The organism is Antarctobacter heliothermus (assembly GCF_002237555.1).
Lineage (GTDB): Bacteria > Pseudomonadota > Alphaproteobacteria > Rhodobacterales > Rhodobacteraceae > Antarctobacter > Antarctobacter heliothermus_B.
The window spans coordinates 2,637,177-2,664,015 of record NZ_CP022540.1 but is presented as its reverse complement, the minus strand read 5'-3'; the positions used below and the strand labels follow the sequence as shown (position 1 = coordinate 2,664,015).

25 protein-coding genes are annotated in these 26,839 nt (G+C 60.3%); 8 read left to right on the top strand and 17 right to left on the bottom strand.

What is annotated here, in order from left to right:
* Nucleotides 1-11 precede the first annotated feature (11 nt).
* The 6 genes from ANTHELSMS3_RS12725 to ANTHELSMS3_RS12700 all read right to left on the bottom strand — a co-directional run bounded on the left by ANTHELSMS3_RS12725 (nt 12) and on the right by ANTHELSMS3_RS12700 (nt 6,095).
* Nucleotides 12-968, bottom strand: a complete 957-nt coding sequence (locus tag ANTHELSMS3_RS12725) for a hydroxyacid dehydrogenase (protein ID WP_094035187.1) — start codon at nt 966-968, stop codon at nt 12-14.
* Nucleotides 958-1,878, bottom strand: a complete 921-nt coding sequence (locus tag ANTHELSMS3_RS12720) for a fumarylacetoacetate hydrolase family protein (protein WP_094035186.1) — start codon at nt 1,876-1,878, stop codon at nt 958-960. The genes ANTHELSMS3_RS12725 and ANTHELSMS3_RS12720 overlap by 11 nt, the downstream gene beginning before the upstream one ends.
* Nucleotides 1,878-3,017 (bottom strand): mandelate racemase/muconate lactonizing enzyme family protein, encoded by a 1,140-nt coding sequence (locus ANTHELSMS3_RS12715; protein ID WP_094035185.1) that lies wholly within the window; start codon nt 3,015-3,017, stop codon nt 1,878-1,880. Before ANTHELSMS3_RS12715 ends, ANTHELSMS3_RS12720 begins: the two co-directional genes overlap by 1 nt.
* Nucleotides 3,007-4,548, bottom strand: coding sequence for a tripartite tricarboxylate transporter permease (locus tag ANTHELSMS3_RS12710; protein WP_094035184.1), 1,542 nt, complete (start codon nt 4,546-4,548; stop codon nt 3,007-3,009). Before ANTHELSMS3_RS12710 ends, ANTHELSMS3_RS12715 begins: the two co-directional genes overlap by 11 nt.
* 4 nt (nt 4,549-4,552) lie before the next feature.
* Nucleotides 4,553-5,044: a tripartite tricarboxylate transporter TctB family protein gene (locus ANTHELSMS3_RS12705; protein WP_157733500.1), complete on the bottom strand. Its 492-nt coding sequence runs from the start codon at nt 5,042-5,044 to the stop codon at nt 4,553-4,555.
* A gap of 82 nt (nt 5,045-5,126) precedes the next feature.
* On the bottom strand, nt 5,127-6,095 hold the full coding sequence (locus ANTHELSMS3_RS12700) for a Bug family tripartite tricarboxylate transporter substrate binding protein (protein ID WP_094035182.1): 969 nt from the start codon (nt 6,093-6,095) through the stop codon (nt 5,127-5,129).
* Between the two features lie 100 nt (nt 6,096-6,195).
* Between ANTHELSMS3_RS12700 and ANTHELSMS3_RS25555 the strand changes: the two genes are divergently transcribed.
* From ANTHELSMS3_RS25555 to ANTHELSMS3_RS12655, 8 genes are all read left to right on the top strand, one after another.
* A complete protein-coding gene (locus ANTHELSMS3_RS25555; RefSeq protein ID WP_198319800.1) occupies nt 6,196-6,897 on the top strand; it encodes a GntR family transcriptional regulator in 702 nt (233 codons plus the stop codon).
* A 233-nt stretch (nt 6,898-7,130) separates the two neighbouring features.
* Nucleotides 7,131-8,045: a LysR family transcriptional regulator gene (locus ANTHELSMS3_RS12685; RefSeq protein ID WP_094037104.1), complete on the top strand. Its 915-nt coding sequence runs from the start codon at nt 7,131-7,133 to the stop codon at nt 8,043-8,045.
* Nucleotides 8,046-8,181: 136 nt separating this feature from the next.
* A complete protein-coding gene (locus ANTHELSMS3_RS12680) occupies nt 8,182-9,195 on the top strand; it encodes an ABC transporter substrate-binding protein (RefSeq protein WP_094035180.1) in 1,014 nt (337 codons plus the stop codon).
* Nucleotides 9,192-9,887, top strand: coding sequence for a cysteine hydrolase family protein (locus ANTHELSMS3_RS12675; RefSeq protein ID WP_094035179.1), 696 nt, complete (start codon nt 9,192-9,194; stop codon nt 9,885-9,887). The genes ANTHELSMS3_RS12680 and ANTHELSMS3_RS12675 overlap by 4 nt, the downstream gene beginning before the upstream one ends.
* Nucleotides 9,888-9,924: 37 nt before the next feature.
* On the top strand, nt 9,925-10,314 hold the full coding sequence (locus ANTHELSMS3_RS12670) for a Rid family hydrolase (RefSeq protein ID WP_198319799.1): 390 nt from the start codon (nt 9,925-9,927) through the stop codon (nt 10,312-10,314).
* The gene (locus ANTHELSMS3_RS12665; RefSeq protein WP_254694731.1) at nt 10,311-11,129 is read left to right on the top strand and encodes an ABC transporter permease; all 819 of its coding nucleotides are present in this window, start codon (nt 10,311-10,313) and stop codon (nt 11,127-11,129) included. Before ANTHELSMS3_RS12670 ends, ANTHELSMS3_RS12665 begins: the two co-directional genes overlap by 4 nt.
* A gap of 1 nt (nt 11,130) precedes the next feature.
* A complete protein-coding gene (locus ANTHELSMS3_RS12660) occupies nt 11,131-11,931 on the top strand; it encodes an alpha/beta fold hydrolase (RefSeq protein WP_094035177.1) in 801 nt (266 codons plus the stop codon).
* The gene (locus tag ANTHELSMS3_RS12655) at nt 11,928-12,713 is read left to right on the top strand and encodes an ABC transporter ATP-binding protein (protein WP_094035176.1); all 786 of its coding nucleotides are present in this window, start codon (nt 11,928-11,930) and stop codon (nt 12,711-12,713) included. Before ANTHELSMS3_RS12660 ends, ANTHELSMS3_RS12655 begins: the two co-directional genes overlap by 4 nt.
* Nucleotides 12,714-12,970: 257 nt before the next feature.
* Here ANTHELSMS3_RS12655 and ANTHELSMS3_RS12650 read toward each other — a convergent pair whose 3' ends face one another.
* The 11 genes from ANTHELSMS3_RS12650 to ANTHELSMS3_RS12600 all read right to left on the bottom strand — a co-directional run bounded on the left by ANTHELSMS3_RS12650 (nt 12,971) and on the right by ANTHELSMS3_RS12600 (nt 26,724).
* Nucleotides 12,971-13,354 (bottom strand): ectoine synthase, encoded by a 384-nt coding sequence (locus ANTHELSMS3_RS12650; RefSeq protein ID WP_094035175.1) that lies wholly within the window; start codon nt 13,352-13,354, stop codon nt 12,971-12,973.
* Nucleotides 13,355-13,382: 28 nt separating this feature from the next.
* The gene (locus ANTHELSMS3_RS12645; protein ID WP_094035174.1) at nt 13,383-14,126 is read right to left on the bottom strand and encodes an ABC transporter ATP-binding protein; all 744 of its coding nucleotides are present in this window, start codon (nt 14,124-14,126) and stop codon (nt 13,383-13,385) included.
* Nucleotides 14,123-14,917 (bottom strand): ABC transporter ATP-binding protein, encoded by a 795-nt coding sequence (locus ANTHELSMS3_RS12640; protein WP_094037102.1) that lies wholly within the window; start codon nt 14,915-14,917, stop codon nt 14,123-14,125. The genes ANTHELSMS3_RS12645 and ANTHELSMS3_RS12640 overlap by 4 nt, the downstream gene beginning before the upstream one ends.
* Nucleotides 14,901-15,773: a branched-chain amino acid ABC transporter permease gene (locus ANTHELSMS3_RS12635; RefSeq protein WP_094035173.1), complete on the bottom strand. Its 873-nt coding sequence runs from the start codon at nt 15,771-15,773 to the stop codon at nt 14,901-14,903. The genes ANTHELSMS3_RS12640 and ANTHELSMS3_RS12635 overlap by 17 nt, the downstream gene beginning before the upstream one ends.
* Nucleotides 15,770-16,663 carry a branched-chain amino acid ABC transporter permease gene (locus ANTHELSMS3_RS12630; protein WP_094035172.1) on the bottom strand — a complete coding sequence of 298 codons (894 nt, stop codon included), beginning with the start codon at nt 16,661-16,663 and terminating at the stop codon, nt 15,770-15,772. Before ANTHELSMS3_RS12630 ends, ANTHELSMS3_RS12635 begins: the two co-directional genes overlap by 4 nt.
* A gap of 81 nt (nt 16,664-16,744) precedes the next feature.
* Nucleotides 16,745-17,863, bottom strand: coding sequence for an ABC transporter substrate-binding protein (locus ANTHELSMS3_RS12625; protein WP_094035171.1), 1,119 nt, complete (start codon nt 17,861-17,863; stop codon nt 16,745-16,747).
* Nucleotides 17,864-17,952: 89 nt separating this feature from the next.
* Nucleotides 17,953-19,086: a pyridoxal phosphate-dependent aminotransferase gene (locus ANTHELSMS3_RS12620; protein ID WP_094035170.1), complete on the bottom strand. Its 1,134-nt coding sequence runs from the start codon at nt 19,084-19,086 to the stop codon at nt 17,953-17,955.
* On the bottom strand, nt 19,083-22,502 hold the full coding sequence (locus ANTHELSMS3_RS12615; RefSeq protein WP_094035169.1) for an indolepyruvate ferredoxin oxidoreductase family protein: 3,420 nt from the start codon (nt 22,500-22,502) through the stop codon (nt 19,083-19,085). Before ANTHELSMS3_RS12615 ends, ANTHELSMS3_RS12620 begins: the two co-directional genes overlap by 4 nt.
* An 820-nt stretch (nt 22,503-23,322) precedes the next feature.
* Nucleotides 23,323-24,132: an enoyl-CoA hydratase/isomerase family protein gene (locus ANTHELSMS3_RS12610; protein WP_094035168.1), complete on the bottom strand. Its 810-nt coding sequence runs from the start codon at nt 24,130-24,132 to the stop codon at nt 23,323-23,325.
* Nucleotides 24,133-24,958: 826 nt separating this feature from the next.
* On the bottom strand, nt 24,959-25,963 hold the full coding sequence (locus ANTHELSMS3_RS12605) for an aldo/keto reductase (protein ID WP_094037101.1): 1,005 nt from the start codon (nt 25,961-25,963) through the stop codon (nt 24,959-24,961).
* A 71-nt stretch (nt 25,964-26,034) separates the two neighbouring features.
* The gene (locus tag ANTHELSMS3_RS12600) at nt 26,035-26,724 is read right to left on the bottom strand and encodes a D-lyxose/D-mannose family sugar isomerase (protein ID WP_094035167.1); all 690 of its coding nucleotides are present in this window, start codon (nt 26,722-26,724) and stop codon (nt 26,035-26,037) included.
* Nucleotides 26,725-26,839 lie beyond the last annotated feature (115 nt).

Here is a 26,839-nt window from a genome sequence, read left to right as displayed (position 1 = left end):
GGCTTTCGGCGTCACGCGCCGCGAATTTCCGGATTGACGAAATTGACGGGGCTTTCGCCAGACAGGATGCGGCGCATCTCCTCGGCGGCGCCGACGCTCATTGCCCGCATGCTGGTTGCAGTGATTGCGGCGACATGCGGGGACAGCAGCAGGTTGGGGCAGGAAAACACGTCGTCGTCGGGTGACAGCGGGTGGGTCTGATGCACATCAAGAGCCGCCCCAGCCAGCCGCCCCTCTTTCAGCGCCGCGACAAGCGCCGACGTGTCCACGACAGGCCCACGCGAAACGTTGATCAGCACTGCACCGGGCTTCATCAAAGCCAGTCGCTGCGCATCCACCAAGCCCCGAGTTTCGTCGGTCAGCGCGCAACTCAGGACCACGGCGTCCGCTTCGGCGAAAAGTCTGTCCAGAGTTGCCTCTTCGACGCCTTCAGGCATGGCGCTGCGGCGCGATGCTCCCAGAACCCGCATACCAAAGCCGTTTCCGGCGATCTGTGCCACCCTTGACCCGATCGCGCCCACTCCGACAACGCCCAGTACGCTGCGACGGACCTCGGAGTTGCTGCCTGCTGCGGCTCGCGCTTTGTCCCAGCCTTCGGCGCGCAGTGCGGAGTCAAAGCGGGCATGCGGCCTTCGAAGGTTAAGAAGCGCTGCGATGACGAACTCAGCCACTGAATCCGTGTTGCTGCCGGGCAGGTTCGCCACGACGATGCCACGTTCGGTGGCACGAGCGACGGGGATAAAATCCAGCCCAACGCCGTGTCGCACCATGCCCCGCAGTCGCGGCGCATGATCGGCGATATCCTCAGGCATTTGCGCCCTAACGATGATGCCGGTCGCGTCCTGTGCCAAGCGCCGCAACGTGTCGGGCTGCGTGTCAGGCGCGACGATCAGTCGGGCGTGCCCCTGGAGGATTTTTTCACCGTCGGGATGGATCGGATTGGTAAGAAGTACGATGTCATCCGACATTGACGGATCTCCCATTTTCAACCGGATTGACAAGCTGCCCAAGCCCTTCGATGGCGACGGTCATGACTGTTCCGGGCTCAAGCCATGTTGGTGGAGTCTGGACGGGGGCAACACCGGCGGGCGTGCCTGTGGCGATCACCGTGCCCGGCTCCAGCGCGGAGGCGTGTGAGAGGCGGGAGATCAGCTCGGCCACGCCGAACAGCAGATCGGCTGTTGTTCCATCCTGACGGTAAACGCCGTCCACCTCGAGTGTCACGCGATGGCCTCCGCTCGGGTTCACCTCGTCAGGTGTGGCAAGCCACGGCCCCATCGGTCCGAATGTCGGAAAGTTCTTGCCCCGGTCAAAGCTGCCATCGGCGCGGATGATCTCGGACGCGCTGATGTCGTTGAACAGCGTGTAGCCTGCCACGAATTCCATCGCCTCTTGCGGGGTGATCTCCTTGGCGCGGCGACCGATGACCACGGCCAATTCGGCCTCGTAGGTGATCCCTCCTGCGCCTTCGGGCAGTATCACGGTCGCGCCCGGGCCGATGACGGTCAAGGCGGACTTTTCGAACAGAACCGGTGCTTTTGGTGCGGGCACGCCGCGCTCTTTCAGGGCGCAGGTGTAGTTGTGTGCCGCGCCCACGATACGGGGCGGGTTCGGCAGCGGTGCCAGCAACTGAACTGTCTGCAAGGGCAAACAGGCCGATGCCGAAGGCTGCCCCAGCGCGGCAAGGCGCCGGGCGATCGGATCAAGGCCCGCCGACACCATTTCAAGCAGGTCGGGCGCGACACCGCCCAAGCAATCCTTGAGGGTGTGGTGGGCGAGGTCCAATACCTCGCCCTGCTCGGCTGAATCGTCGTCAGCCTGCCCTGTCAGCACGCCGGCGCGCGTGCGACCGCCTTCGTTGAAGGTGACAAAGCGCATCAGGCCACCCGGTATTTCTGGATAACATCGCGATCGACCTCGATCCCCAACCCGGGTCCGCCCGGCACGGCAACCACGCCGGATTTCTGTACGATCGGCTCTTTGGCCAGAAAGTCGCGGAAGGGGTTTTCCTCTTGCTCGAACTCCAGCAGGACAGGTTGTGGCACAAGGCATGGAGGCTGATCCGGAAGCGACGCGAGAAAGTGGATCGTCGCGGCAAGGCCAACCGCTGACCCCCAGGCATGCGGCACGCATTCGACACCATGTGCGCTGGCCATGGCGGCGATCTTCTTGCATTCGGTCAGTCCGCCCGCAGCGCAGACGTCGGGTTGTACAATATCCATCGCCTTGCGCACGATCTTGTCGCGAAAACCGAAACGGGTGAAGTCGTTCTCACCGCCCGCCACGGCCATATCGAGCGCGCGCGATACCTCGACGTAGCCGTCGATGTCCTCGGGTGAAATCGGTTCTTCGAACCAGTCGATATCCAATTCTTGGAGCTTGCGACCGAGGCGTATCGCGTTCGGCACCGAGTAGCAGTGGTTGGCGTCGACCATGAGGCGCACATCGGGGCCGATGGCGTCGCGTACGGCGGCGACACGGTCGATGTCCTTTTGCAGCGACCCCAGGCCAATTTTCATCTTGATGGCCCGAAAGCCTTCCGAGACGAATTTCTGAGCCTCTTCGACGGCTTCCTCGGTCACCCGGTCCATGTCGATGAAATACAGGCCGGTGGCGTATGCCTGAACCTCGTTGCGGAACGCGCCGCCAATCAGCTTGTGAACAGGCTTGTCGGTGACCTTGCCGATGATGTCCCACAGCGCGATATCGATACCGCTGATCGCCGCGATGGCCATCCCTGTTTGACCGTAGTCCTTGATGCGATTGTAAAGGTGTTCCCAGATCACCTCGACGTCAAACGGATCCCTGCCGATGATCTGGCCGGCCAGTTGCGTCTCGATAAACGCCTTGGCAACGGCAGAGGGGCCATAGCATTCTCCCCATCCGACGACGCCATCGTCGGTCTCGATCTCGACCAGGCAGGTGTTGCGTGTGCTGTAAAGCCAGCCACGCGACGACGTGAATGGGCGTTCGACAGGCGCGCTCAGCCAATGGCAGGTTACCTTCTTAATCTTCATGTTCTCTCCTAGAGTCGATGGGTTGAGTTTCCGGGTCCGCGCCGCCGGAACGGCGTCGGAGGAATTTCGTGATGGTCGGGCCGATGAGGATCGCGATTGCGACCGTCACGAGCACGGCCGAGACAGGTCGTGTGAGGAATGTCGTCCAGTCGCCGCCGCTGATGACCAATGCGCGCCTGGTTTCCGATTCCAGCAAGGGCCCAAGGATGACCCCGATCACCATGGGATAGACGGGGATGGATCCAAGCGTGGCGAGAAAGCCAAAAACACCGAGGCCCAGCATGATGACCACATCAAACCAGCTGTTCGACAGCGAGTAGGTTCCAACTACGGCCAGAACGAACAGCGCGGGCGCCAACAGATGTTTTGGCACATCCAGAACCCGCACAAAGAAGCGGAACCCGATCGCGCCGACGATGATGATCGCCATGTTGGCCAGCAGCACGGCTGCAAGGATATTCCACACGATGTCGCCGCTGGTATCGAACAGGCGCGGCCCCGGTTGCAGGCCGTGGATCATCAAGCCACCGAGGAGCATCGCCGTCACCGTATCGCCGGGAATGCCCAACGTCAGAAGCGGGATCAGCGCGCCGCCGGTCACACCGTTGTTGGCGCTTTCAGAGGCGACGACACCTTCGGGTTCGCCCTTGCCAAAGTTGTCGCGGTTTTTCGAGAAACGCTTGGCCTGATCGTAGGCGATCAGGGCACCGACACTGCCGCCAAGGGCGGGAATGATCCCGGTCACGACCCCGATCACCGACGAGCGTATCATGTTCACCAGTTGACCAAGAAAGCCGGCAAGCGTCGGGAACATGCCCTTGACCGTCTTTGGTGCCTCGGCATGCGCCTCTCGCTGAAACAGCGTCATCATAAGTTCGGGGATCACCAGCAGCCCGATCAGGGCCGGCATGATCCCGATCCCGCGGGTCAACTGAAGGCTGTCAAAGGTCCAGCGCCCTTGCCCGGTGATCTGGTCAAAGCCGACGACCGAAAGGCCAAGGCCGATGACTGTGGCCAACACACCTTTGACCAGCGGAGCCGGGACCACCGAAGAGATGATCGCCAGCCCCAGAAACGCAACGGCGGCATATTCCGCCGAGCCAAGCTTGAGCGCCAAGCGAGCCAATGCCGGGGCAAGGCTGACCAGCGCCACCCAGGCCACCACGCCGCCCACGACCGAGGCCACCAATGCCCATCCGTAGGCCTCGACCGCGCGGCCGTTCTTGGTCATCGGATAGCCATCGATGGTTGTGACCACTGCCGAGGGGGTGCCCGGAATGTTTATCAGGATGGCCGGAATCGCCCCGCCCGCCATCGAACCGCAGTAAAGCGCGATCATCATGCTGATCGCCATGTCCGGCGGCAGCGGGAATGTCAGCGGGATGAACAATGCGACGCCCATCGTGGCCGTCAGTCCGGGGGTCGCCCCGAAGGTGAACCCGACCATGACGCCAACAAGGATCAACCCCAACGACAACGGGCTTGAAAGTTCGTTGCCAAAGGCAACGGCAAGATTGTTTAGAATTTCCATGGGATCACCGCAGCGGGACGTTCAGGACAAAAGTAAAGATCAGCCAGACCCCGGTGGAAAACAGCAGCCCGGTAAGCGCTATCTTTGAGTAGCCTCGCAGGGTGCGTTCGGTGGGTGGAGACAGGATGGCGCCCACAGCCGTGAAGAAGACGAATGAAATCAGCGGGAACGGCAATGGACCCCAGGCAAAGACATAGGCCGCGAGCAACACCAGAACGCTGCCTCCGACTGCCACCACCTGGCGGACCGGCGCAAAGGGTTGTTCGGGCATGTGTCCCGGCCGACGGTCGGCGCGCCACTTGACGACATCATTGATGACCGACAGCACGGCCAAGGCGATGACGACGACCACGACAAACTGCGGCAAAGTCCCCGCCCGCAACCCACCTTTCGGACCCAGACCGGGCAGATCGAACGCAGGCCCCGCGAGAAACAAGGACAACCCGACAAGCAGCGCGCTTGTCGCGATGCTCGCGACGAGATTAAGAGTCGGCATGTTGTTGGTCTTCCTGATGGCCACGCGCCGGCAGTGCGCCGGTCGCGTGGTACTTTGACAAGGAACTACAAGGCAGGACGGATCACTCCGCGAAGACCTGCTTCGCCACTTCGGCGATGGCCCCGGCAACGCCTGCAACTTCCGCGTCCAGCTCATCACCGCGCAGCGGGTCGATGACAAAGCCGTTTTTGTCCGCGAACTCACGGAACTGCTCGCTGGTCAGGGCCGCCTCAAAGGCGTCGGCCAGCGCTTTTTCGGTTTCGGGGTCAAGCCCTGCGGGCGCCTGAATGTAGGCCATCTGCACCACTGGACCGTAGGGGAAGACATCCACGCCCGCTTCGCCAAAGGTCGGTATGTCCGGCAAGATTTCCAGCCGTTCGTTCGAGAAAGCGCCCAATGGTTTCAGTTCGCCGGCTTGAATTTGCTCGATGGTTTCAGACGGCTTCAGCACACCGGCCTGGATCTGGTTCCCCATCAATTCGGCGATCACGCGCGAACCACCGGGGAACGGCACATGGCGATAGTCGACTCCAGCGCCCCGCGCCGTCATTGCTGCAAAGATATGGTTCAGGTTGTTGGTGCCCGGCGTGCCGATCGTCACGTCGCCCGGGTTGTCCTTCATGTGCGCAAGAAACTGGTCAAGCGTGTCGATCTCGCTGTCACCAGGAACCACCAGGATCAGCGGATCGACCGACACACGGATCACGTTGGTGAAATCGTCATTGCTGAGCGGTGCCTTGCCCTGTGCAATGATTGACAAGGTCGAACTGGTTCCGTTGCCGATGGTGTAGCCGTCAGCTCGCGAGGTGGCGACAGCGCCCATGCCGACCGCCCCGGTGCCGCCGGGCAGGTTCTCAATCACGACTGAAACACCCTGCTCCTCCAGAATCGGCTGCAGGTAGCGCGCCATGATGTCGTTGGACCCACCCGCATTCCACGGGATCACCCATCTGACTTCCTTGCTGGGATAGTCCTGCGCCATGCCGGGGCCGGCGACGAAGGTCGCTGCAAGTGCAACGGTGGCGGCGCGAAGAATCGAATTTATCAACATGTCTTTCCTCCCTGTTGTGTGTTATAACAAACATGATGCAAAACATTTGTCAAACCCCCGGCGTGGATGTATCAGTGACTGCCGACAGAAGGCCCGTGTGATGATGAAAATGGCGACCCCCTTTAATAAGCTGGACAATGCTCCCCTATGGACGCGGGTGCATCACCAGATAAAGAATGCGCTTCTTGCCGGCCGGTTCGAACCGGGCGAGACGCTGACCCTGCGGGCTTTGTCGGAAATGTTCGGCACCTCGGTCACGCCGGTCCGCGACGCGGTAAACCATCTGGTCGCGCAGGGCGTGCTGGACGCGGGTCCGCGCAACGCGGCGGTCGTGCCTGATGTGGCCGCTCTGCAGTTGCGTGAGATCATTCTGATTCGGACAGAGTTAGAAGGGCGCGCCGCACGCGAGACTGCTCAGCGCGTCACCCCCGAATTGGTTACCAACCTAAGCGAACAGCTCGACACCATGCGACGGCTGATCCGTGACCGCGATCTTTCGGGTTACCTGGATGTACATCGCGATTTCCATTTCACGATCTATGGCAATGCCGGAGTGCCGCTGCTCAACGAGATCATTGAAAATCTGTGGCTGCGCACCGGTCCGATCCTGACTTATGTGATCCCGGAATACGTCCTCACGCTGCGCGGTTCTGACCATCACGAACGGATTGTCGAGGCCATCGCAGCCGGAGACGCGGAAACATCCGAATCGGAGACCATCGCCGATATCGAGGCAGCCGCAAATTATCTGTTAAGTTGCGCGGATCATACCGGCCGAATTCGCAGGCCCGGGCCAGCTTGAGCCTGTGCAAAGTCGTGGTGAAGGTCGCGGCAAACGTCCCTTGATGTCCGATCAGCACCCAATCTCGCAAACTGGGCGAGTGAATGTGACAACACCGGCTTTTGCCATGACGTTTCGGCATCCCCGAATGAACACCCCCCTCTTCTCAAGTGCGCGCGCCGCCTTACTAGAGCCCGCGCCGCCATGAATTATGGACCGGTGACAACCAACCCGCCGCCGTGCATATCTGCGACATGGAATTCACGGCCCTTCGCTACTTTCACGAAACCGCCCGTGCCGGATCAATCCGGCGTGCCGCCGAGGCATTGCATGTCACGGCCTCCTCTGTCAGTCGCGGGATTGCAGGACTAGAGCATCAATTCGGCGCGCCGCTTTTTGAACGCAGCCGCAAGGGCATGACGCTGACAGCGGCAGGAACGCTATTGGCGCGGCAAACGCACCGCACCTTTCGCGATCTTGATCGGGTCCGGGACGCCATCGACGATCTGCGCGGACTGCGGCGCGGCCAGGTGACGCTTTATGCCGCCGAGGGGTTGGTCGCAGAATTTCTGCCCGCCGTCGTCAACGACTTCATGGCGCAATACCCGCAGATCGGTTTTGAAATCCGGCTGGATTCCACCGATGGCATCGTTGGTGCCTTGCTGGACGACGTGGCGGACATTGGCATCACCTTCAACGGCCCGCACCGAAACGACATTGGCGTGGTGACCGAACACGTCGAACCGATCTGCTGTCTTGTTCGGCCGGGGCACCCGTTAGAACAGTTCGCCGTGCAAGGCAGCCTGAAGCTGGATACGGTCCTGAAATGGCCTTTGGCGCTGCCAGAGCAATCCTTCGGGATGCGCCGAATGGTGGACTCGGCGATTGCACGGGCCTCTGGCAAACAGCAGATCGCGATGAACACCAATTCCATCGAGCTGACCAAAAGGGTCGCGATGAATGGGGACGCCGTCGCGTTTATGCCGGCCTTTATGGTGCGCAAGGACATCGCCGCCAACCGGCTGCGGGCGCTGTCGCTGGACTGTCCCGATCTGGACGCCGCGCGCGTGACTGTCTGCGTTCACCGTGACCGAGAGCTGTCATTTGCGGCCAAAGCACTTCTGACGGCCCTGACTGCGCATTTCTCGGCGATTGGGGCGCCCGTCTAGACATGTTGCGCACAGCGCAACGCCGTCGTGCCACATCAGCACTTTTCGAAACACCCTCCTGAGGTAAGCTGCAAACATCCGGTCGGAAAACATCTTTCCAAGGCCGGTTTCCAGATCGAACCAACAGGAGTTGTCCATGACGCTATCGTCCACGGACCGGCGGAGCTTTGTCTTAGGCCTGGCCGGCGCAGCCGCCAGTGCCGGCCTCACCCTGCCCCGCATGGCGCAGGCCGCCACACCCGCCCGCATTTCCGAGGCCATCCACCTTGGGCTGTACATGCCTCTATACGTCGCCATCAACCGCGGCCTGTTTGACAAGCATGGAATGACCCCGGACCTGAAAACCGCTGGCGGCATTGCACAGCCGGTGCCCGCGCTGCTGTCCGGGGCCGCCGATTTCGCCGTCACCGGCACAGGCATGTCGATCAACGCGACCGTCGAGGGCGCCGAGATGGTCAATATCGCCAAGATCGCCGGGATGATCTCTGTCTGGGTGGTGGCCAAAAAGGGCACGACCTTTGCCGGGCCACAGGATTTCGCGGGCAAGACAATCGCCACGCTGAAATTCCCCTCCAACACCTACACCACGCCCTATTACGCCATGAAACAGGCGGGCCTCGACCCCGAAAGCGATGTAAAATGGATGTCCCTGCCCTTTGGTGCGCAGCTTCAGGCGGTTGCAGACGGGCGCGCGGATTATGCGACCGTCTTTGAATGGGACGCCTCGATCGGCGCGACGCAGTTCGATCTGGACGTGGTCTATTCTCTGGGCGAGGCGCTTGGCCCGGCGGTCTTTTCCTCGACCTTTGTCACCCGTGATTTTCTGGAAACCAGCCCCGAGGCGGTACAGGCCTACTGCAACGCCATCGCCGAGGCCGAGCGTATGCTGCACGAGGACGAACAGGTCTTTATCGACGTGGCGGCAGAGGAATTCCCGACAGTCGATCCGGCCGTGATCGCCGCCGCCCGCCCGCGCTTTTTTGGCGATGTGCCGCTGGTGCCGCGCAACCCGGTCATCACCGAACAGGAATGGGCCACGCTGGTCGCGCACGAAAGCGGCGCAGGCACGCTGCGCGCCAACCTGCCCTACGCGCAGATGGTCGACAGCAGTTTTGCGGAAAAAGCCGCCAAGGAGTTCGGCCTGTCATGATGCAAGACTCCCAAGCGCGCCGGCTGGATTTGCCGGCGCTGCCCCAGACGGTCAGTCTGGACCCGACCACAACGGCGCTGATCGTCGTGGACATGCAGAACGCCTATGCCTCGCACGGGGGCTATCTGGATCTGGCCGGGTTCGACCTGACCGGCGCCGAAACGGTCAACAGCAATGTCGCAACCCTGACCCAGCTTTGCCGGGACAGCGGCGTGCAGGTGGTGTTCCTGCAAAATGGCTGGGACCCGGACTATGTCGAGGCCGGCGGCCCGACCTCGGTCAATCAGGCGAAATCGAACGCCTTGCGCCTGATGCGGGAACGCCCCGAACTCAAGGGGCAATTGCTGGCCAAAGGCGGCTGGGATTACGCCCTGATTGACGCGCTAGAGGTGAAAGAAGGTGACATTCTGGTGCCCAAGTCGCGGTACTCGGGCTTTGTGAACACGCCGCTGGATTCGATCCTGCGGTCGCGCGGGATCCAGACCTTGCTGGTCTGCGGCGTCGCCACCAACGTCTGCGTCGAAACCACGATCCGCGATGCCTTTGGGTTGGAATACCACCCCGTCATGGTCGAGGACTGCTGTCTTCAGGCGGGCCCGTCCCAGATGCAGGACGCCACGATCTTTGCCATCCGCACTTTCTTTGGCTGGACCACCACGCTGGACGAAGTGACCGCAACGCTGACCAGCTAAGCGCACCGACCAAGCCCATACAAAAGGAGACATGCCAATGTTCACTCCCGTCATTCCCGAAGGCGCGCCGACGCCCATTGCCCCCTTTGTCCCCGGCTCACGTGTCGGCGACACCCTATACGTCGCGGGTATGCTTGCCCTTGGGCCAAATGGCGAAAGCCTGCACAAGGGCGATGTCAAAGCCCAGACACGCTATGTCATCGAAGAGATCCTGCGCGTGGTCAAAGCCTCTGGCGGCGACCTGTCAGACATCTGCTACAACGCGATCTTTCTCAAGAACCGCGATGATTATGCCGCCTTCAATGAGGTCTACGCCGAATATTTCGGGAAAAACCCGCCCGCGCGCTACTGCATCATCGCGGAACTGGTCCGCGAAGAATTGCTGGTCGAAATCGCCACCACCGCCTACTTCGGACAGCCCGGATGACCATGGCAGTCGAAACAGAGCCCCCCGCCAAGGCCCCCTCCCCGCCCAGACAACGCAGCAATCTGGGCGAGGCCCTGCGCATCCGCGCGTATCAGGCGGGCGTCCTGCTTGCCCTGATCGCCTTTTGGCAGATCGGTCTGTGGGTCGGCTGGCTGAAACCCTTTATCTACGGCACCCCCTTGGGGGTGCTGCAATCCTTCATCAGCCTGATCGCTGACGGCAGTCTGCTGCGACATTTCTGGGTGACAGGCCAAGAGGTTGTGATTGGCTTTATCATTGGCTGCACGCTGGGCAGCGCCGGGGGTCTTTTACTGTGGCTTTCACCGCTCTGGGCCAAGATCCTGCACCCCTACATGATCGCCCTGAACGGGGTGCCCAAGATCGCGCTGGCACCGCTGATTATCGTCTGGTTCGGGCTGGGAATGGAAAGCAAGATCGCCATCGCGTCGATCATCACCTTTATCGTTGCCTTCCTTCAGGCGCACAAAGGCTCTCAGGAAATCGACCCCGACCTGATCCGGCTGATGAAATCGCTGGGCGCGACCCCGTGGCAGACCTTCCGCACCATCGTCGTCCCCGGCAGCGTGCCGTGGATCGTTTCGGCCCTGCGTCTCAACGTCGGCTTTGCGCTGATCGGGGCCGTTGTCGGCGAATACATCTCTGCCGAAGAGGGCCTTGGCTACATGGTTTACTACGCAGGCCAGCTTTACGACCTGAACGCGGTCTGGGTGGGCATCTTCAGCCTCATGATCATGGCGCTTTTGCTAGAGGCCATCGTCGCGCGCCTTGAACGTTTCATCGACCTGGAGCACTAAAATGTCCGAACTCATCCTTCCTGACGGCGAAACGCTATACTACGAGGAACACGGCACGGGTCGGCCGCTGATGATGGTCGCTGGACTGGGCGGGATCGGGGCCTATTGGGCCCCCCAGATCGCCCCCTTTTCCAAACAGTTCCGCGTCATTCTGCACGATCATCGCGGCACCGGCGGGTCAAGCCGGTCGCAGATCAAATACTCGGTCGAGCAGATGGCCGAGGACACTCTGGCGCTGATGGACGCGCTGGACATCGAGCAGGCGGATTTCATCGGCCATTCCACCGGCGCGGCCATTGCGCAGGTCATCGCGCTGGATCACCCGGACCGGCTGGGGCGGATCATCCTTGCCTCGGGCTGGACCACCGCCGACGGCTTTTTCCGCCGCTGCTTTGAAACCCGCAAACAGTTGCTGATGACCGCCGGACCAGAGGCCTACATCAAGGCGACGCCATTGTTCCTGCACCCCAGTTGGTGGATTCGCGACAACATCGACCAGATCGAAAGCGGCGAAAGCGGCGTCTATGGCGGCCACCACGATGTCGGCATCATGGCCAGCCGGATCGACGCGCTGCTGGCCTTTGACCGCAGCGCCGACCTGCCGAAAATCCCCCATCAGGTGCTGGTCATGGGGGTCGCCAACGACCACCTCACCCCGGCCTATTTCTCCGAAGCGCTTGCAGCGGCAATCCCCAATGCGTCGCTGTCGATCATGCAAGACGGCGCACATGCAGCCAGCCAGATCCTGCCGGACGAATTCAACGCCATTGCCATGGATTTCCTCAAAGGAGGCCACGCATGACCCCTGCCCCCACCGTCCTGACCGCCCAAAGCGCGCGCGTCGTCTACAACCAACACAGCGATCATCCCGTCGAGGCCGTCCGCGACATCACGCTGGATCTGCGCCAAGGCGAAATCCTTGCGCTGGTCGGCCCGTCGGGCTGCGGCAAGACCACCTTGTTCAACGCCATTGCCGGGCTGATCCCCTTGCAGGGCGGCCACGTCACCGTGGGCGAGACGCAGGTTTCAAAAGCCACCGGCCATGTCGGTTACATGCTGCAAAAAGACCTGCTGCTGCCTTGGCGCAGCGTGATCGACAACATCACACTTGGGCTGGAGATCCGGGGCGTGCCCAAAGTCCGCGCGCGTGAACGGGCGCAAGAGCTGATCGACCGCTACGGGCTGACGGGTTTTGAGCGGTCCAAACCCTCGGGCCTGTCCGGCGGGATGCGCCAGCGCGCCGCCTTGATGCGGACACTGGCCTTTGATCCCGATGTCATCCTGCTGGACGAACCTTTTTCCGCTCTGGACTTTCAGACCCGCATCCTGCTGCAGGCGGATGTCAAACGCATCATTCGCGACGAAGGGCGCAGCGTGATCCTGATCACCCATGACATTGGCGAGGCGATCTCTATGGCGAACCGGATCGTCGTCCTGACAAACCGGCCTGCCACCGTCAAAACAATCCACGAAACCCCTTGGGGCAATGAGGATGTTGACCCTGTCACGGTGCGTGACCGGCCGGAATACCAACAGCTCTTTTCGACCATCTGGCAAGAGTTGGAACTGACGCCCCGGCAATAGCCCCCCTGCCCGATCGCCGGATCAGGGTCTGACGATACCCACCAGATCCCTGTCCGGCATCACACCATCGGTTGGCAGTGCCGCCGCCTGGACTGTTGCATTATCGGTCCATTTGACGAATCTCAGGTTCTTGAGGTAGATCATGCCCCGCATTTCGCCGCTCAAACATCTTCCTGTGCACCGCGCCCTGAAACCTGCAACAGCCCCCAGTACCATACACCCGTAATGGACATGGTTTGTAAGGGTTACTTGCCTGATCAGAGATCAGGCAAGTAACTGCGATCCTCATCGTGCGTTTCGCGCCCGCTAAGGGGCGGATCAAAAGTGCAAATCAGTTTCATTTCGGTGAAGGACGCAAAGCGATGGCGATCGTTGTCATTCAGCGCATAGAAAGAGCCGGGTTTGATCGGATGTATCTCTTCGGTTTCAAAATTCTCGATCTCGCCCTCGCCGGAGATGACATAGACTGCTTCGATGTGGTGCTTGTACCAAAGGATATGGTCGACCCCGGCATCGATTGTCGTTTCGGTCATGGTAAAGCCGAGCTTATCGCTCTTCAGACCGAAACGGAGAGAGCGCCATCCAGGGCCGGAGGCGTCGGCATCGGTGCCTTTGATGTTGTCAACGTGCGATACGATCATCTGATTTCTCTTTCTTGACCTTATTCGTTTAATCTTGTTGCGCCGTCACCGGATGACGGCCGAGGAAAATTTCGCCAAGTTCGTCAAGTGTCACTGCCTCGGTTGGGCGGTCCAGCACCTTGCTTCCTTCGGCGAGGACAATAACGCGATCAGCGATGCGCAGGGCGTGGGTGACATTCTGTTCGACCAGCAGCACCGGAATGCCCATCCGTTCTCGCAGGTCAGTGATACAGGCGAAGACCTCTTCGACCAGTTTGGGCGACAGATCGCTGCTCGGTTCATCCATCAGGAGAATGCGGGGCTTGATCATCAGAGTCTGCGCAATGGAGAGCATTCGGCGCTCGCCGCCGCTAAGGAGACGGGCGGCTTTGCGCAGATGTGGCTTTAACTGGGGAAACAACTCCAGCGCCTGTTCGCGCAGTGCCGGCGTTTCCTGCGGATGCAGGAACGCCCCCATGCGCAGGTTGTCATCAACCGAAAGATCGCCGAACACGTTGTCGACCTGTGGAACATAGCCAAGGCCAAGCGACACGCGGCGATGGACAGGCATTTTCGTGATGTCCTCATCCCCAAGGCGAATGGTCCCGCCGGTGAGGCTGGCAAGCCCCATCAAGGCCTTCAGGCAGGTTGATTTGCCGCTGCCGTTGGCGCCAAGGATGGTCAGTATTCCGCCCGGGTCGGTCGCAAAAGAGAGCCGACTGAGGATCGCGACCTTACCGTACCCCGCATCGACATCGGTTAGGGAGAGGCTGGTGGTGTGCCGACTGGTCATTGGTGGGCCTCCTGACTCTTGGCAGGTGCCTGTTCGGGCTGCATGCTAAGATAGGACGCAATAACGCGAGGATCGCGCTGCACCGTTTCGGGATCGCCATGAGCGATCTTTATTCCTGAATCCAGCACACAAACGCTGTCGCATAGCCGCGAGATCATGCCCATGTTGTGTTCTACCAGCAGGATCGCCCGCCCCTCATCGCGCAGCGATTGCAAGAGAAGGATCTGCTCTTCGATCAAAGCGGGATTGACCCCGGCGGCGGGCTCATCAAGAAGCAAAACCTTGCAATCGCTCATCAACAGCATCCCCATGGTCAACAGCTTTTGCTGCCCACCAGACAATTCGCCGGCGAGGGTGTTCAGTTTTGCCGCAAGGCCGATGCGCTTGAGGATGGCATGGGCGCGTTTTTCAATGGAGCGTTCGGCATCCGCGACGCGGCGGGGCCGGAAGAATAGGCTGAACAGCTGTTCGCCCGGTTGGTCGCGCGCACCCGCCAGCAGATTCTGAAATACCGTGAGGCGGCGGGCGAGACGCGGAATTTGAAAGGTTCGGCCAAGGCCAGCTCTGGCGGTATCGCCTGGGCGACCCGGGTGCAGCAGTTTGTCTTTGATGTGGATGCTGCCGCGGTCAGGCACCAGCACCCCGGTAGCTGCGTTCATTACTGTAGATTTACCTGACCCGTTGGGGCCTACGAGGCCGGTGATTTGGCCAGCAGGGACATCCAGCGAAACATCATCGACGGCGGTTTGTCCGCCAAAGCGGACGGTGAGGTTCTTAATCTTCAGCGACATGGCGCGCCCTCCGTTCCGCAAAAATACCGGCAGGGCGGTAGACGATCATCAACACCAACACCAACCCGACGAGTGCCAGACGTAGGTTGGCGACAACGTCTGATGGAAGATCTGTCCATTGTGCGATGAACCGCGTCGAAGTGGTAAGCGCCTGAACAAAGAACGCGCCCGCGATGACGCCGATGGTGCGTCCGGCACCGCCAAGGATCATTGCGGTCCAGATTACAAACGTCTCGATCACCATGAAGGACGATTCATGCACATAGCCGGTAACATGGGCATAGAGGTTGCCTGCCAGACCCGCGAGCACCCAAGAGAGCATTACGATACTGCGTTGATAGCGGAATGGATCACGCCCGAGGGTGGAGGCTAGGATTTCATCCTCCCGGATGACATTCAGCATGCGTCCAAGCGGAGATCTTATGACACGTTCCGAGATGACATAGGCGACCGCGAGCAGGGCCAGTGTCAGGCTGAACGAGATGCTCCAGCCCGGCATCCGTGTGACCGAGAGGCCGTAGACTCCGCCGCCGAGGGCAGGAACATTCATCATCAGCAGGCGGAATATTTCAGCGAGGCCAAGGGTGATCAGCGCCCAGTAATCCTGTGCCATGCGGCGCGCGGGCCAAACCACCAGAGCGCCAAACACAGGGGCAGCGATCAGGCTGATCAAGACCCCCGCCGGAATGCCCAATTCGTGGCGGGTCGCGATTCCGGCACCATACGCGCCGATTGCGAAGGGTAGGACCTGACCAAAGTTCACGAGACCGGTGATCCCGAATTGCAGGTTGAGACTTATGGCCAAGACGGCCCAAATGCCCGCGATGGTGCCCATATAGATCAGGAATTCGATCATGCTGTCGCCTTTCCCCAGCGGGCCAATCGACCCTGAAGGTTTGCCATGAGGACGATGACCAATGCTGTGACCGCGACCAGATCCTTGAATTGTGCGGGCAGATACCAAGGGTTGCCGCCCAAGAGAGAGCCAAAGTCGATGGCGATGAGCACGTTTTGGGTGAAGGACAACAAGAAGGCCCCGGCAACCGCGCCAAAAATATTGCTCATCCCGCCGATGGCGACGGCCGCAAAGACCGGCAGCAGGATCGACAGATCCATGTTGGGCGTGAGCTGTGTCTGAAGCGCGACAAGGATGCCACCCATCGCCGCAAATGCGCCAACGATGAACCACATGAGGCGGATCATTGTCTCGGTTGGGATGCCCCGCGCGCGCGACAGGCCGAGGTTGCTCGACATGGCGCGCAAAGCTGTGCCAAGGCGCGTGCGTACCAGCGCAAGGTGCAGAACAACCATACTGCCAAGCGATGCGAGAACGACGAAGATATCCAGCGATGTGATGAAAACGCCGGACAGGGGCAAGAGGCTGATGTTCGTTTCGATATACAGCGCGGAACCGCCAAAGATCGCCGCGATGACCGAGCGGATGAACAGAGCGACACCCCAAGAGGCGATCATCTTCGACTCCGCTGTGGCCTCGCGCATCTTGGCAAAGACCAGCATGTCGATGGCAACAGCCAAAAGTCCGGTACCGGCCATGGCCAGAATTGCCGCGGGCAGGATCGGGAGACCAAGCAGCGCGCTCAAAACATAAAGCAGATAACCGCCGACGACAGCGTATTGGATCTGAGCGAAATTCGTGAAGCGAAGAATTGAATAGCACATCGATACGCCAAGGGCGATGACGGCGATCTGGCTCGCATAGATCATGGAATTGACGATGACCTGCACTGTTGGTGGACTCCCCGGAAGGTGTTTTATTGTCGGATGGGAGGCACCCGGACCAAAGCGGCCCGGGTGCCGAAAAAAGCGTTAGTCCATACTCATGAACTGACCGTCTTTGTATTCGATCAGGTCAAGCGGCGGGTCGATGCGCTGGTTCTTTTCATCCCAGACGATCTTGCCTGTCAGGGCTTCATAGGTCGGGACAACACCAGGCAGAGCCGCGGATATGTCTGCGGCATCGGTGCCTTCAGCCTTCATTGCGGCGGCGAGAATGCCGATCGCGTCATAGGCATAAAGGTAATGCGCGAGCATGTCTTCGCCGTGCTCTGCCTTATAGGCTTCAACCGCTGCCTTGGCTGGACCTTGGTTCAGGCCACCGTTGTCGATACCAAAGAGCTTTCCGTCCATCCACTCGGGATTTTCAATCGAGAGAATGGAGGGATACGCGGCATACCATGGCACATCGAGGCCAAGGGTGCGCGCGAGGCGGAACCATTTATGGGAGTCGTCGCCATACCCGGTGACGATGATCGCATCGGGTCCGGTTTGAACAACGGACTGGACCTCGGCGCGGTAGTCTGGCTGACCTTCGGTGTAAGCGACCTTGGTGGCCACCTCTCCACCCTTCGCGGTAAAGGCTGCGGCTGCAGCTTCCATCAATCCGGTGCCGAAGGCGTTGTTCGGCACGACAAAGGCAGCTTTGCGGACGCCGCGATCATAGGTCCACTCTCCGAGCGCCTTGCCGACGATATTGTCGAGCGGCAGAACGCTGAACAGGGTGCCGGTGAAATCCGCGAGGGTCGGCGAGGACGAAGAGACGTTGATCAGGACACGGCCCTTGTCGCGGGCCATTTCGGCGACCGGGATCATCAGGTTGGAGCCACCGAACATAATTGCGGACTGGACGCCATCGACATCATACAGCTTTGTCGCGGCATTCAACGCCTCCTGAACCCGGTATTCCGAATCCTCGATGATGAGATTGATCTGCGCGCCGTTGATGCCACCGTCGGCATTGATCGCCTTGGCCGCAGCTTCTGCCCCACGAACGAGATTGACGCTGGGAAGGACATTCGATCCGGTGAGGTTGGCAATGACACCGATGTCAACTGTGTCTTGCGCAACAGCCGGGCTGATGCCGGCAAACGTTGCAAGCGCCGCGGCTGCGACGAATGATAGTGTGGTTCTTCTAGGCAGTCTGGTCATTTTTCTCTCCTGTCAGTGTTGGTTCCGGGCAATTCCGGAGGAAGATGGCAGTGACGTTCTGTTGCGTCTTTTTCCAGTCGTTCAATCGCTCATGTCAGCGCCTCCTCTCCACGGCCATTGCCGCGTGTCGCGGAGGCAAGGATATCGGCGACGCGCACCATGTCGCTGTGGTGGCCGACCGAAATACGCAAATGATCAGGCAGGCCGTAATCCTCGTTGGCGCGGATCAGATAGCCGTTTTTCGCCAGAACGGTGACGCAGTCGGCCGCCGAAATGGCAGAATCACGCGGGATGCGGGCAAAGACAAAATTGGTCGCGCTTCGGAGCACGTCAAAGTGTGCTTCTGCGAGGCGCCGTTCCAGATATTCGCGTTGTTCGATCGCGTGTTCGACAACGCGCTGCACATGGTCCTGTGCTTGAATTGCGACGGCGGCGGCGGCCTGTGCCGGACCGTTGAGGTTGCCGATTCCGCGCATGTTGTCGAGTGCTGCAATTAGAACGCGTGGGCCGTACCCCCAGCCGCAGCGCAGCCCTGCCATTCCGTAAGCCTTTGAGAAAGTGCGAGTTACGAGAACGTTGGGAAAAGTGCGGGCGAGGTGAATTGCATCATCTGCTGCCTCTTGATCCGCGAATTCTGCATAGGCGCAATCGAGCACCAGCAGAATGTCAGGGCGCAAACGCGCGGCGAGTTTGCGCACATCCGCAGCGGGAACGGGCACGCCGGTCGGGTTGTTGGGATTTGCCAGAAACACGATGCGGGTGCGCGGTGTAACGGCGGCCAGCAGCGCCTCTACATCAACGGTGAAATCTGGGCCAAGCGGGGCCTCAACCGCTGTCGCACCGATGCGGTAGGCAACGATGGAGAATTGCAGGAAGGAATGTGCCGGATAAAGGATTTCGTCGCCCGGACGCGCATAGACGCGCCCCGCCATGTCGAGAATTTCCTCAGACCCGTTGCCGCAGATGATGCGGTCTGCTTCGATCCCGAAATGGCCCGAGATTGCGGCGCGCATGTCGCGGCAACCCACGTCCGCATAGCGGTGAACATTGGCGCCAGCGGCAGCAACGGCTTCGGCCACGCCGGTTGCAGGGCCGTGAACACTCTCGTTCGTAGCAAGGTTTACGGCTTTGGATACGTCTATCCCGACCACCGGTTTGACAACGGTTTGGGTTTTGCCGGTGACATAGGGCCGTGGCGCAATCGGGGCGTCCGTGGTGGTCATAGCGCACCTTCCTTTTCGGGTTTGCGTTTAACTTTTCCTGGTGCGTTTGCGGGCTTTTTGGCCTGGTCCAGATATGCGTCGAGCATCTGATCGAGCGTTTCTCCAGCAGCCACGAGGCCATCGTGCTTTACCGGGCCAAATCCACGCACATTTCCGGGCATCAGTGCGATTTGGTAGGCCATGTCACGCGTGTCAGGGCTGAGAGAGGGTAGAATGGCGCGGATCGTGCGCTCGTACCGGTCGACCAGGGCGCGTTCCGTCCGACGCTCTAGGCTATGGCCGAAGGGGTCAAAAGCGGTGCCGCGCAATCCCTTGAAACGCGCGAGCAGCCGTAGCGGCGTACCCAACCATGACCCGAAACGCATTTTTGCCGGACGCCCACGAGAGTCGCGGCGCCATGCCAACAACGGCGGTGCGAGGTGGTAGGTGACCTTGGCCTCGGGCCCGTGTTCGCGGCGAATTTCTTCGACAAACTCATCCGAGGAGAGAAGACGCGCCACCTCGTATTCGTCTTTGTACGTCATCAGGCGAAAGGCGGTTTTAGAGACTGCCTCGGTCAGTGCGCCGGGTGCGCCAACAAGGGGGGTTTCGGCCTCTGCGACCGCACGCACCAATGCGGCATGACGGTCCGCCCAGGCCGTACTCTGAAAAGCCGTGAGAAACTTGTGCCGACGCGTTGCGAGGTCGGCGTCATCGCCCAATTGTTCGGCGGGCGTCAACAGGTCGGGTGCTGCCACTGCGGCACGACCAATCGCAAAGGCCAAAAGATTTTGACGCACGGCAACGCCATTCAACGTGATAGCCTGTTCAAGAGCGTCCTGGCTGAGGGGGATGGCTCCACTTTGCCATGCGGCCCCCACAAGAATGACGTTGGCGAATGCCCCACTCCCAATCAACTGCACGGCGAGATGCTGGGCATCTATCTGGCAGAAAGAGCGCCCGGCTGATTTGAGAACGCCAATTGCGGCCTCAGGACCGGTTTCGACATTGCGGTCGGACAAAAATTCCACCGGCGGTGGGGCAGAGCCATTGGCGATGATCGCCGTTTGAGGCCCGATCACGCCAATGGCATTCGGATCGGCAGCAGTAAAGACATCAGCGGCGATCAGCAGGCTGGCCGATCCGGCGGTCAGCCGGGCGGGTTGGTTCTGTATGTCAGGGTGGCCAATACGCACATGCGAGCGCACCGCGCCATTCTTTTGCGCAAGACCTGATTGATCCAGCAAGGTCACAGACTGGTTGGACAAATGCGCCGCCATGCCGAGAATTGCAGACATCGTCAGCACGCCGGTGCCCCCGATCCCCGCAATCAAGATATCGGCGGGCCTGTCCATAGTGAGGGCCGGCTGCGGGAGTATGGCCCCGGCAAGTCGTGTCTCTATGCCGGATATTTCGGGCTTTTGCGTCGCGCCATTGGTGATGGTGACAAAGCTGGGGCAAAATCCGCCGAGGCAACTTTTGTCAGTGTTGCAGGTGGATTGATTTATCTGGCGCTTAAGGCCCTTCCACGTTTCGCGTGGTTCTACCGCGACGCAGTTAGAGACCAGGGTGCAGTCGCCGCAGCCCTCGCAAACGTCAGAGTTGATCGCGATGCGTTCTGTTGGAACCGGGGCCTTTCCGCGCTTGCGGCGGCGGCGCAACTCGGTCGCGCAGGTCTGATCATAGACGATAGCGGTTATGCCCGGCGTGTCGCGCATCTCTTGGCTGACGCGATCCAGCATATCCCGGTGATGGATTTTCACACCGGGCGGCAGGCCAGATGCGCGGGTGCGGGCCGGATCGTCCGAAACGATGGCGACGTGGCGCACGCCTTCGGCTTGGATCTGTGCGCCGATTGCGCCGGGCGTCAGGGTTCCGTCATGTGTCTGGCCGCCCGTCATTGCGACGGCGTCGTTGAACAGCACCTTGTAGGTTGCGTTCACTTTTGCGGCGACAGCGGCACGGATCGCCAGCAGGCCAGAGTGAAAATAGGTGCCGTCGCCCATGTTCACAAACACATGGTTTTCATCGCAAAAGGGCGATTGGCCAAGCCATACCACCCCTTCGGCACCCATTTGGGTGAAACCGTCGGTGTTGCGTCCGGTGCCGATCACCATCGAATGACAGCCAATACCCGCAAAAGCGCGGCTGCCCTCGGGCAGATTGGTCGAGCTGTTGTGCGGGCAACCGGCGCAAAAGAACGGGCGACGGCGCGGCAGAGTGGGGACGGCCAAGGTCTGTTTCGCCGGCGCCGGAGCGTCCCGCCCAAGAAAACGGGCGACGGCGGTTGCGATCAATTGTGGATCAAGCGCCCCGGTCGCAGGCAAAAGGACCTCTCCGGTGGCGTCGCGTTTGCCCATAATTTGCGGCATGGCGCTGCTCAACCGTTCTGACAGAAGGGCGCGCAGTTGAGTTTCAACAAAGGCGTCTTTTTCTTCGACCACCAGAATTTGTTTCAGGCCGGAAGCAAACCGCAGCGCACCTGTAGGTTCCAGCGGCCAGACCAGTGCCGGACGGTAGATGCGGATGCCTGCGTCTTCGGGCGAGAGGCCCAGAGCGAGGAGTGCGCCGTTCAGATCGATCGAGGCCTTGCCGGTCGCGATGATGCCGATGGTCGCATTCGGCGCCTCGGTCGTGATCCGGTCCAGTCCGGCCTCTGCCACCAGCCTTTGCACGGCAGCAATGCGCGGTGCGATGCGCAATTCGGCCATAGGCGGCATTTCGATGACCGCGGTGTGCAGTGCGGGATCGGGTTCTGAGGTGCCAAGAAGGGTCGGTGGCAATTCCTCGTCCAAGTCGATGGAGCCAGAAATTTCCATCAGTTCGGTTTGGCACTTCAGCGCCACCCAAGCACCGGATTGGCGGCTAATCTCTATTGCGGCGCGCCCGAGAAGGCGTAAATTCTGCAGGGTTGTCGGATGCAGGACCGGCACATGTGCAGCCGCGAGCATCGCATCACTTTGATGCGCCACGGTTGAGGAGGATGCGGCGTGGTCATCTCCGACCAACATCACGACACCACCAAGAGGTGAGGCCCCATATGCAGCGCCGTGACGCACAGCATCCATTGACCGATCAAGCCCCGGCCCCTTGCCATACCAAAGGCCAAACACACCATCCAGACGGCGTGTAGGGTTCTGCGCCAGTTGCTGCGTGCCCCATATCGCAGTCGCGGCGAGATCCTCGTTCACGGCTGGGTGAAATTGGACGTCATGCGCAGCAAATTCTGCGGAAAGGCGCATCAATTCCCGGTCCAGCCCCGCCAACGGAGAGCCCCGATAGCCCGAGACATAGCCACCGGTCTTGAGCCCGCGAGCCCTGTCGGCGCGACTTTGATCCAGCGCGAGTCGCGCCAGAACCTGTACTCCGCTGAGAAAGACAGTGCCTTTTGCGCAAGACAGCCTTTCGTCAACATCAAGAGATTGATGCAATGACATGTTTTACCTGGAAGGAAAGATGCGGATTTATAGTGAAATCACGATAGCCTCGGCGCGTGCGTTCAAACGCACTTAGCCGAGCAAGCGGCAGGCATATGATGCCCTAGGCCTGGCTATCCCGCGAACCGCTTCCTTCGGAAGCCGAAATGACGTGCCATCACGAAGCCAACGGAAGACGTCGCCGCGCGGGCGATCAATCCGTTATCTTTGGTGACTGGCAGGGGTGTCATTCGGTCAGGTGCTCCTATGCGTTTGAGGCTAGTGCGTGTGTGAATTTCAAGCAAACAGAAATTGGCAAAATTTCCCCTGCTCTGGCTCAGGCGCCTAAATTAGGTGCATCGCCTTTTGCGCCGATCAGAAATTGCCAAGTCTGAGTAGGAAAAGTGCTGTTCGAAGCAGGGGTAACCAGACGGCACCAGTGAATGACGTTGATGAAACGTAGCACGGGATTGACCCGCCAAATCACCGAAAATCCTCAAGAAGACATCCTTCTGGGCCAATTGGCAGCTGGTTCGCAGCTTTCCGCACAGGCCGATTGATCGCCGAGATGTGAGGTTTCGCCACCAACGGTAGGCAAGGCGATGACGGGCAGGTGCGAACTCGATCCGCAGCTGTTCAAGAAATAGGCATACCACCTTCTGCGAAGGTGGCACCTGACGGAGCAGAGTTCTCAGGCTTCATTCCCGATGCGGAGGCGGGAGAAGTTTCGACCAGAAACCAGATCGTGCACAGATGGGTTCACCGTAGTGTGCTGCGCGCTTCGCGGACACTCTGGGTGGACGGCGCGGCCTCACCTTTTGGGGGGAGGCCGTCAGTTCGTTTAATCCAGTTCGCGAAAGGGGCCATCGCGCGTGTCCAGAAACTCGCGCAAGGACTTTTCCTTGAGCAGGCGCATCCAGTGTTTGCCTTCTTCCGTTCCGTGCAAGATCGCAGTGGTTTCGCGATTGTAGGACCATGAAGATTCGAGGCCGGCAGTCTGTTGCATATGATTTAGAGCCGCCTTTGCGTATTTTATCGCCGTTCCCGGCATGCGGGCACATTTGCGTGCCAGACGCTCTGTCTCTGCTTTAAGCTCGGACAGCGGGACTGCCTTGTTGGCAAGGTGGATGCGTGCGGCCTCTTTCCCGTCGATCAGATCACCCGTGTACATCAGATAGCGGGCATGAAGCATCGGCACGGTCCATGGCAACATCAAGGTTGGCGGTGCAGAGACATGGCGCACTTCCGGCTCGCCCAATTGGGCATCTTCAGCGACGACAACCATGTCGCAACACATCATCAACTCCAAACCGCCCGCCAAGGCATAGCCATTGACCGCAGCGATGATCGGAATCGGAACCTCGCGGATCACCCCGAGCCGACGCATGTTTTCGCCAATGTCGGCGCGCCACTGATCGGCGTCCATCTCAAAATCTTCGCCGCCAAGATCAAAACCGGAGGTAAAGGCCCGCCCGGCACCCGTCAGGATTATGGCGCGCACATCGGGATCCTTGACCGCGCGCAGGATCGCCGCCTCCAGCGCGTCACCAAGCTGTTGATCCATCGCGTTCATCTTTTCAGGGCGGTTCATGACGAGGGTCACAAAGGCATCGTCCGGATCTTTTTGCCACAAAATAAGGTCGTCAGTCATTTCTGATACTCCTGAAGTAAAATTCGTTTGCCGCCCTGTCCTTATTGACCAGAACGGAGTTTCTGAGAGCAGATCGCCTATCTCTATACAGAAATATCCGTTTCCGTCTCAATGCAGCCCAAGTCGGAACTGTGGATGTCTATGAAGTACGCATGATCGTTTCGCCACCGATGCCTATTTTGTTCTCATTTCCACGAGCGGGAGCTCTGTTGCACAAATCTTGCGACGGATTCATCTCGTAATTCCAGCATGGTGGCAGGGATTGATCTGCTCCCCGACCAACAAGACCGGGAACTGGCGGTATTGTTGCGCAAAAGAGTTGAACCCCGGATCTCCCCTTCCCCAGACGCACTTATCCTGCGGGCCCTGTGACAGGTATTCCGAGCGCGGTGTCGCCATTCAGGACGGAGTCGCGGACTTGGTGACCGCCTCCGTCTTCAGCTAGCCGGCAAGCTTCTCCGCGAAAGGGTCAAGCAGCGTGTGCCAAAGTTGGGGGGGGTAAGCTTATCCCAATAGGTGACCTGCCCATTGCCAGAAAGGGGGCGGTTTTCTTACGACTAGGTCTGTCAGCCGAATTCGCATTACAGGCTCATTAATCCTGCACGCAACGACGCACTCCCACGTTCAATCGCGCACGATCCTTCTCAAACTAACTCAATACCTTATGCGCACAATGCGCGCGAATTCTCTACCCAGACCATCTTTAGTTCCGGATTGAACATCCGCGTACAAAAGTTCGTTTCTCTTACTCGCCTCCAACTTACCCTCCCAGACGCCCTGCCCCTGCCCGCGTCAGATCGTCGTTTGATCCGCCAGACGCGGCGGATCAGCAATAATCTTCAGGGCCGATGGATTGATCCGCAGAATAGCGTGCGCCGTGAATCCAGCCCACCGGCAGGCGCGCCTCTATCTCTGCCTTCAGGTCGTCGCCCAGCATCATGCTGGCCCCGCGCACCAGATCGTGCAGGTGGCCGGGGCTGCGGGTGCCGGGGATGGCGTGTACGATGCGTCCCTGTGACAACACCCATGCGATGGCCAGCGTCGCCGTGGGATAGCCCGCCTCGGCGGCCAGTTCGCGCAGCGGTTTGCTGGCCTCGATGTTGCGGTCCAGCGCGTCACCGGCGAACCGTGGATTGGCCTTGAGAAACGGTGCCGCCTCGACCCGCGCAGACGTGGGAGGTGTGTCCGTCAGCAAGCCACGCCCGACCGGCGAAAACGCGACCAAAGCGGTACCCAACTCGGCGCAGGCCTGCAACAAACCCAGCTCTGGCAGCCGCGTCTGCAACGAATATTCCGACTGCACGGCGGCCACCGGATGCACGGCAGCGGCCCGGCGCAGGCTGGTGGGCGCAATCTCGGAAAATCCGAATGCGCCGATCTTGCCCTTCTGAACCAGCCGCGCCAGCGTCTGCGTCACCTCTTCGATTTCCAACCGGGGATCGCGGCGATGGACATAGAACAGATCGACCCGCTCCAGCCCCAGCCGTTTCAGGCTGCGGTCCAGTTCCGACTCCAGATGGGCGGCAGAGTTGTCGAAACTGCGCGCCCCGGTGTCCGGGTCGCGGGTGATAGAGGCTTTGGTGGCGATGCGGAACGGGATCTTGCCCTTGTCCTGATAGCGCTTCAGGAACCGGCCTATGATCTCTTCGGACTTGCCCATGCCATAGACATTGGCGGTGTCGATGTGATCGACCCCCGCATCCAGCGCCGCGTCCAGAACCGCGTGGCTGCTTGCCTCACTGGCCGCACCGTAAAACCCGGCAAAGGACATCGCCCCAATGCCCAGCGCCGATACCTCTGGCCCGCCTTTTCCCAGCGCCCTGCGCAACATCGCCTGTCCCCCGTTTTTTTTGTGGCCGGCTGACAGTGGCGTCGGGGCGGCGGATTGGCAAGACCCCGCTGTCAGGCCGCCAACCACTTGGCATAGTCGCTGACCAACAGATGCAGCGGCGGCTCATCCTCTTCGATTTCGGAAAACCGGCCGATTGGCTCACGAAAGATATTGTCGGTCTCATCGTCGTTTACGGTGCTGACCTCTCCGATCAGCACATCGCCGCCCTCGCCCCAAAAGGCGTGCCAGTCGCCGGGGCGCAACGTCACGCTTTCCCCCGGTGCCAGTTGCAGCTTTTCGCCCGGAGCGTAGTCATGCACGATACCGTCACACATCACCTGCCCGCCACGATCCTCGGCAAAGCACCCTTGATCGTCCGATCCGTACAGTTCCACCACCAGAGTCGCCCCGCCCCGGTTGATGATATCCTCTGCCTTGATCACATGGGTGTGCATCGGTGACAGCTGATCCTGCCGGGAAATCAGCAGCTTTTCGGCGTAGCACATGCCGCGCCCGCCGGTCAGATCCGACAACAGCCCGTTGCGCAGGGTGAACAGAAACAGCCCCATCTCATCGAACCGCCCTTCGCCATAGTCGGTGATGTCCCAACCACAGCGCGAATCGATGACATGACGCGCCGCCCCGGCCTGTGCCACAAACGCCTCTGGCGACCACTGCGCAAAGGGCGGCAACGCAAAACCATGCCGTCGGATCAGGGCGTCCGCCTCTGTCATGATGGCATTGATGCGTGAGCGTTTCATGGCCTCTCCCCCGTCCAGAATGGCAGTCCTGTGTCCAGCTATCGACCGCATCCCGTCCCTCGTCAACCGGCGCGTCAACCGACCCGTCAACTGGCCGTCTCCATGCCGCACCCAA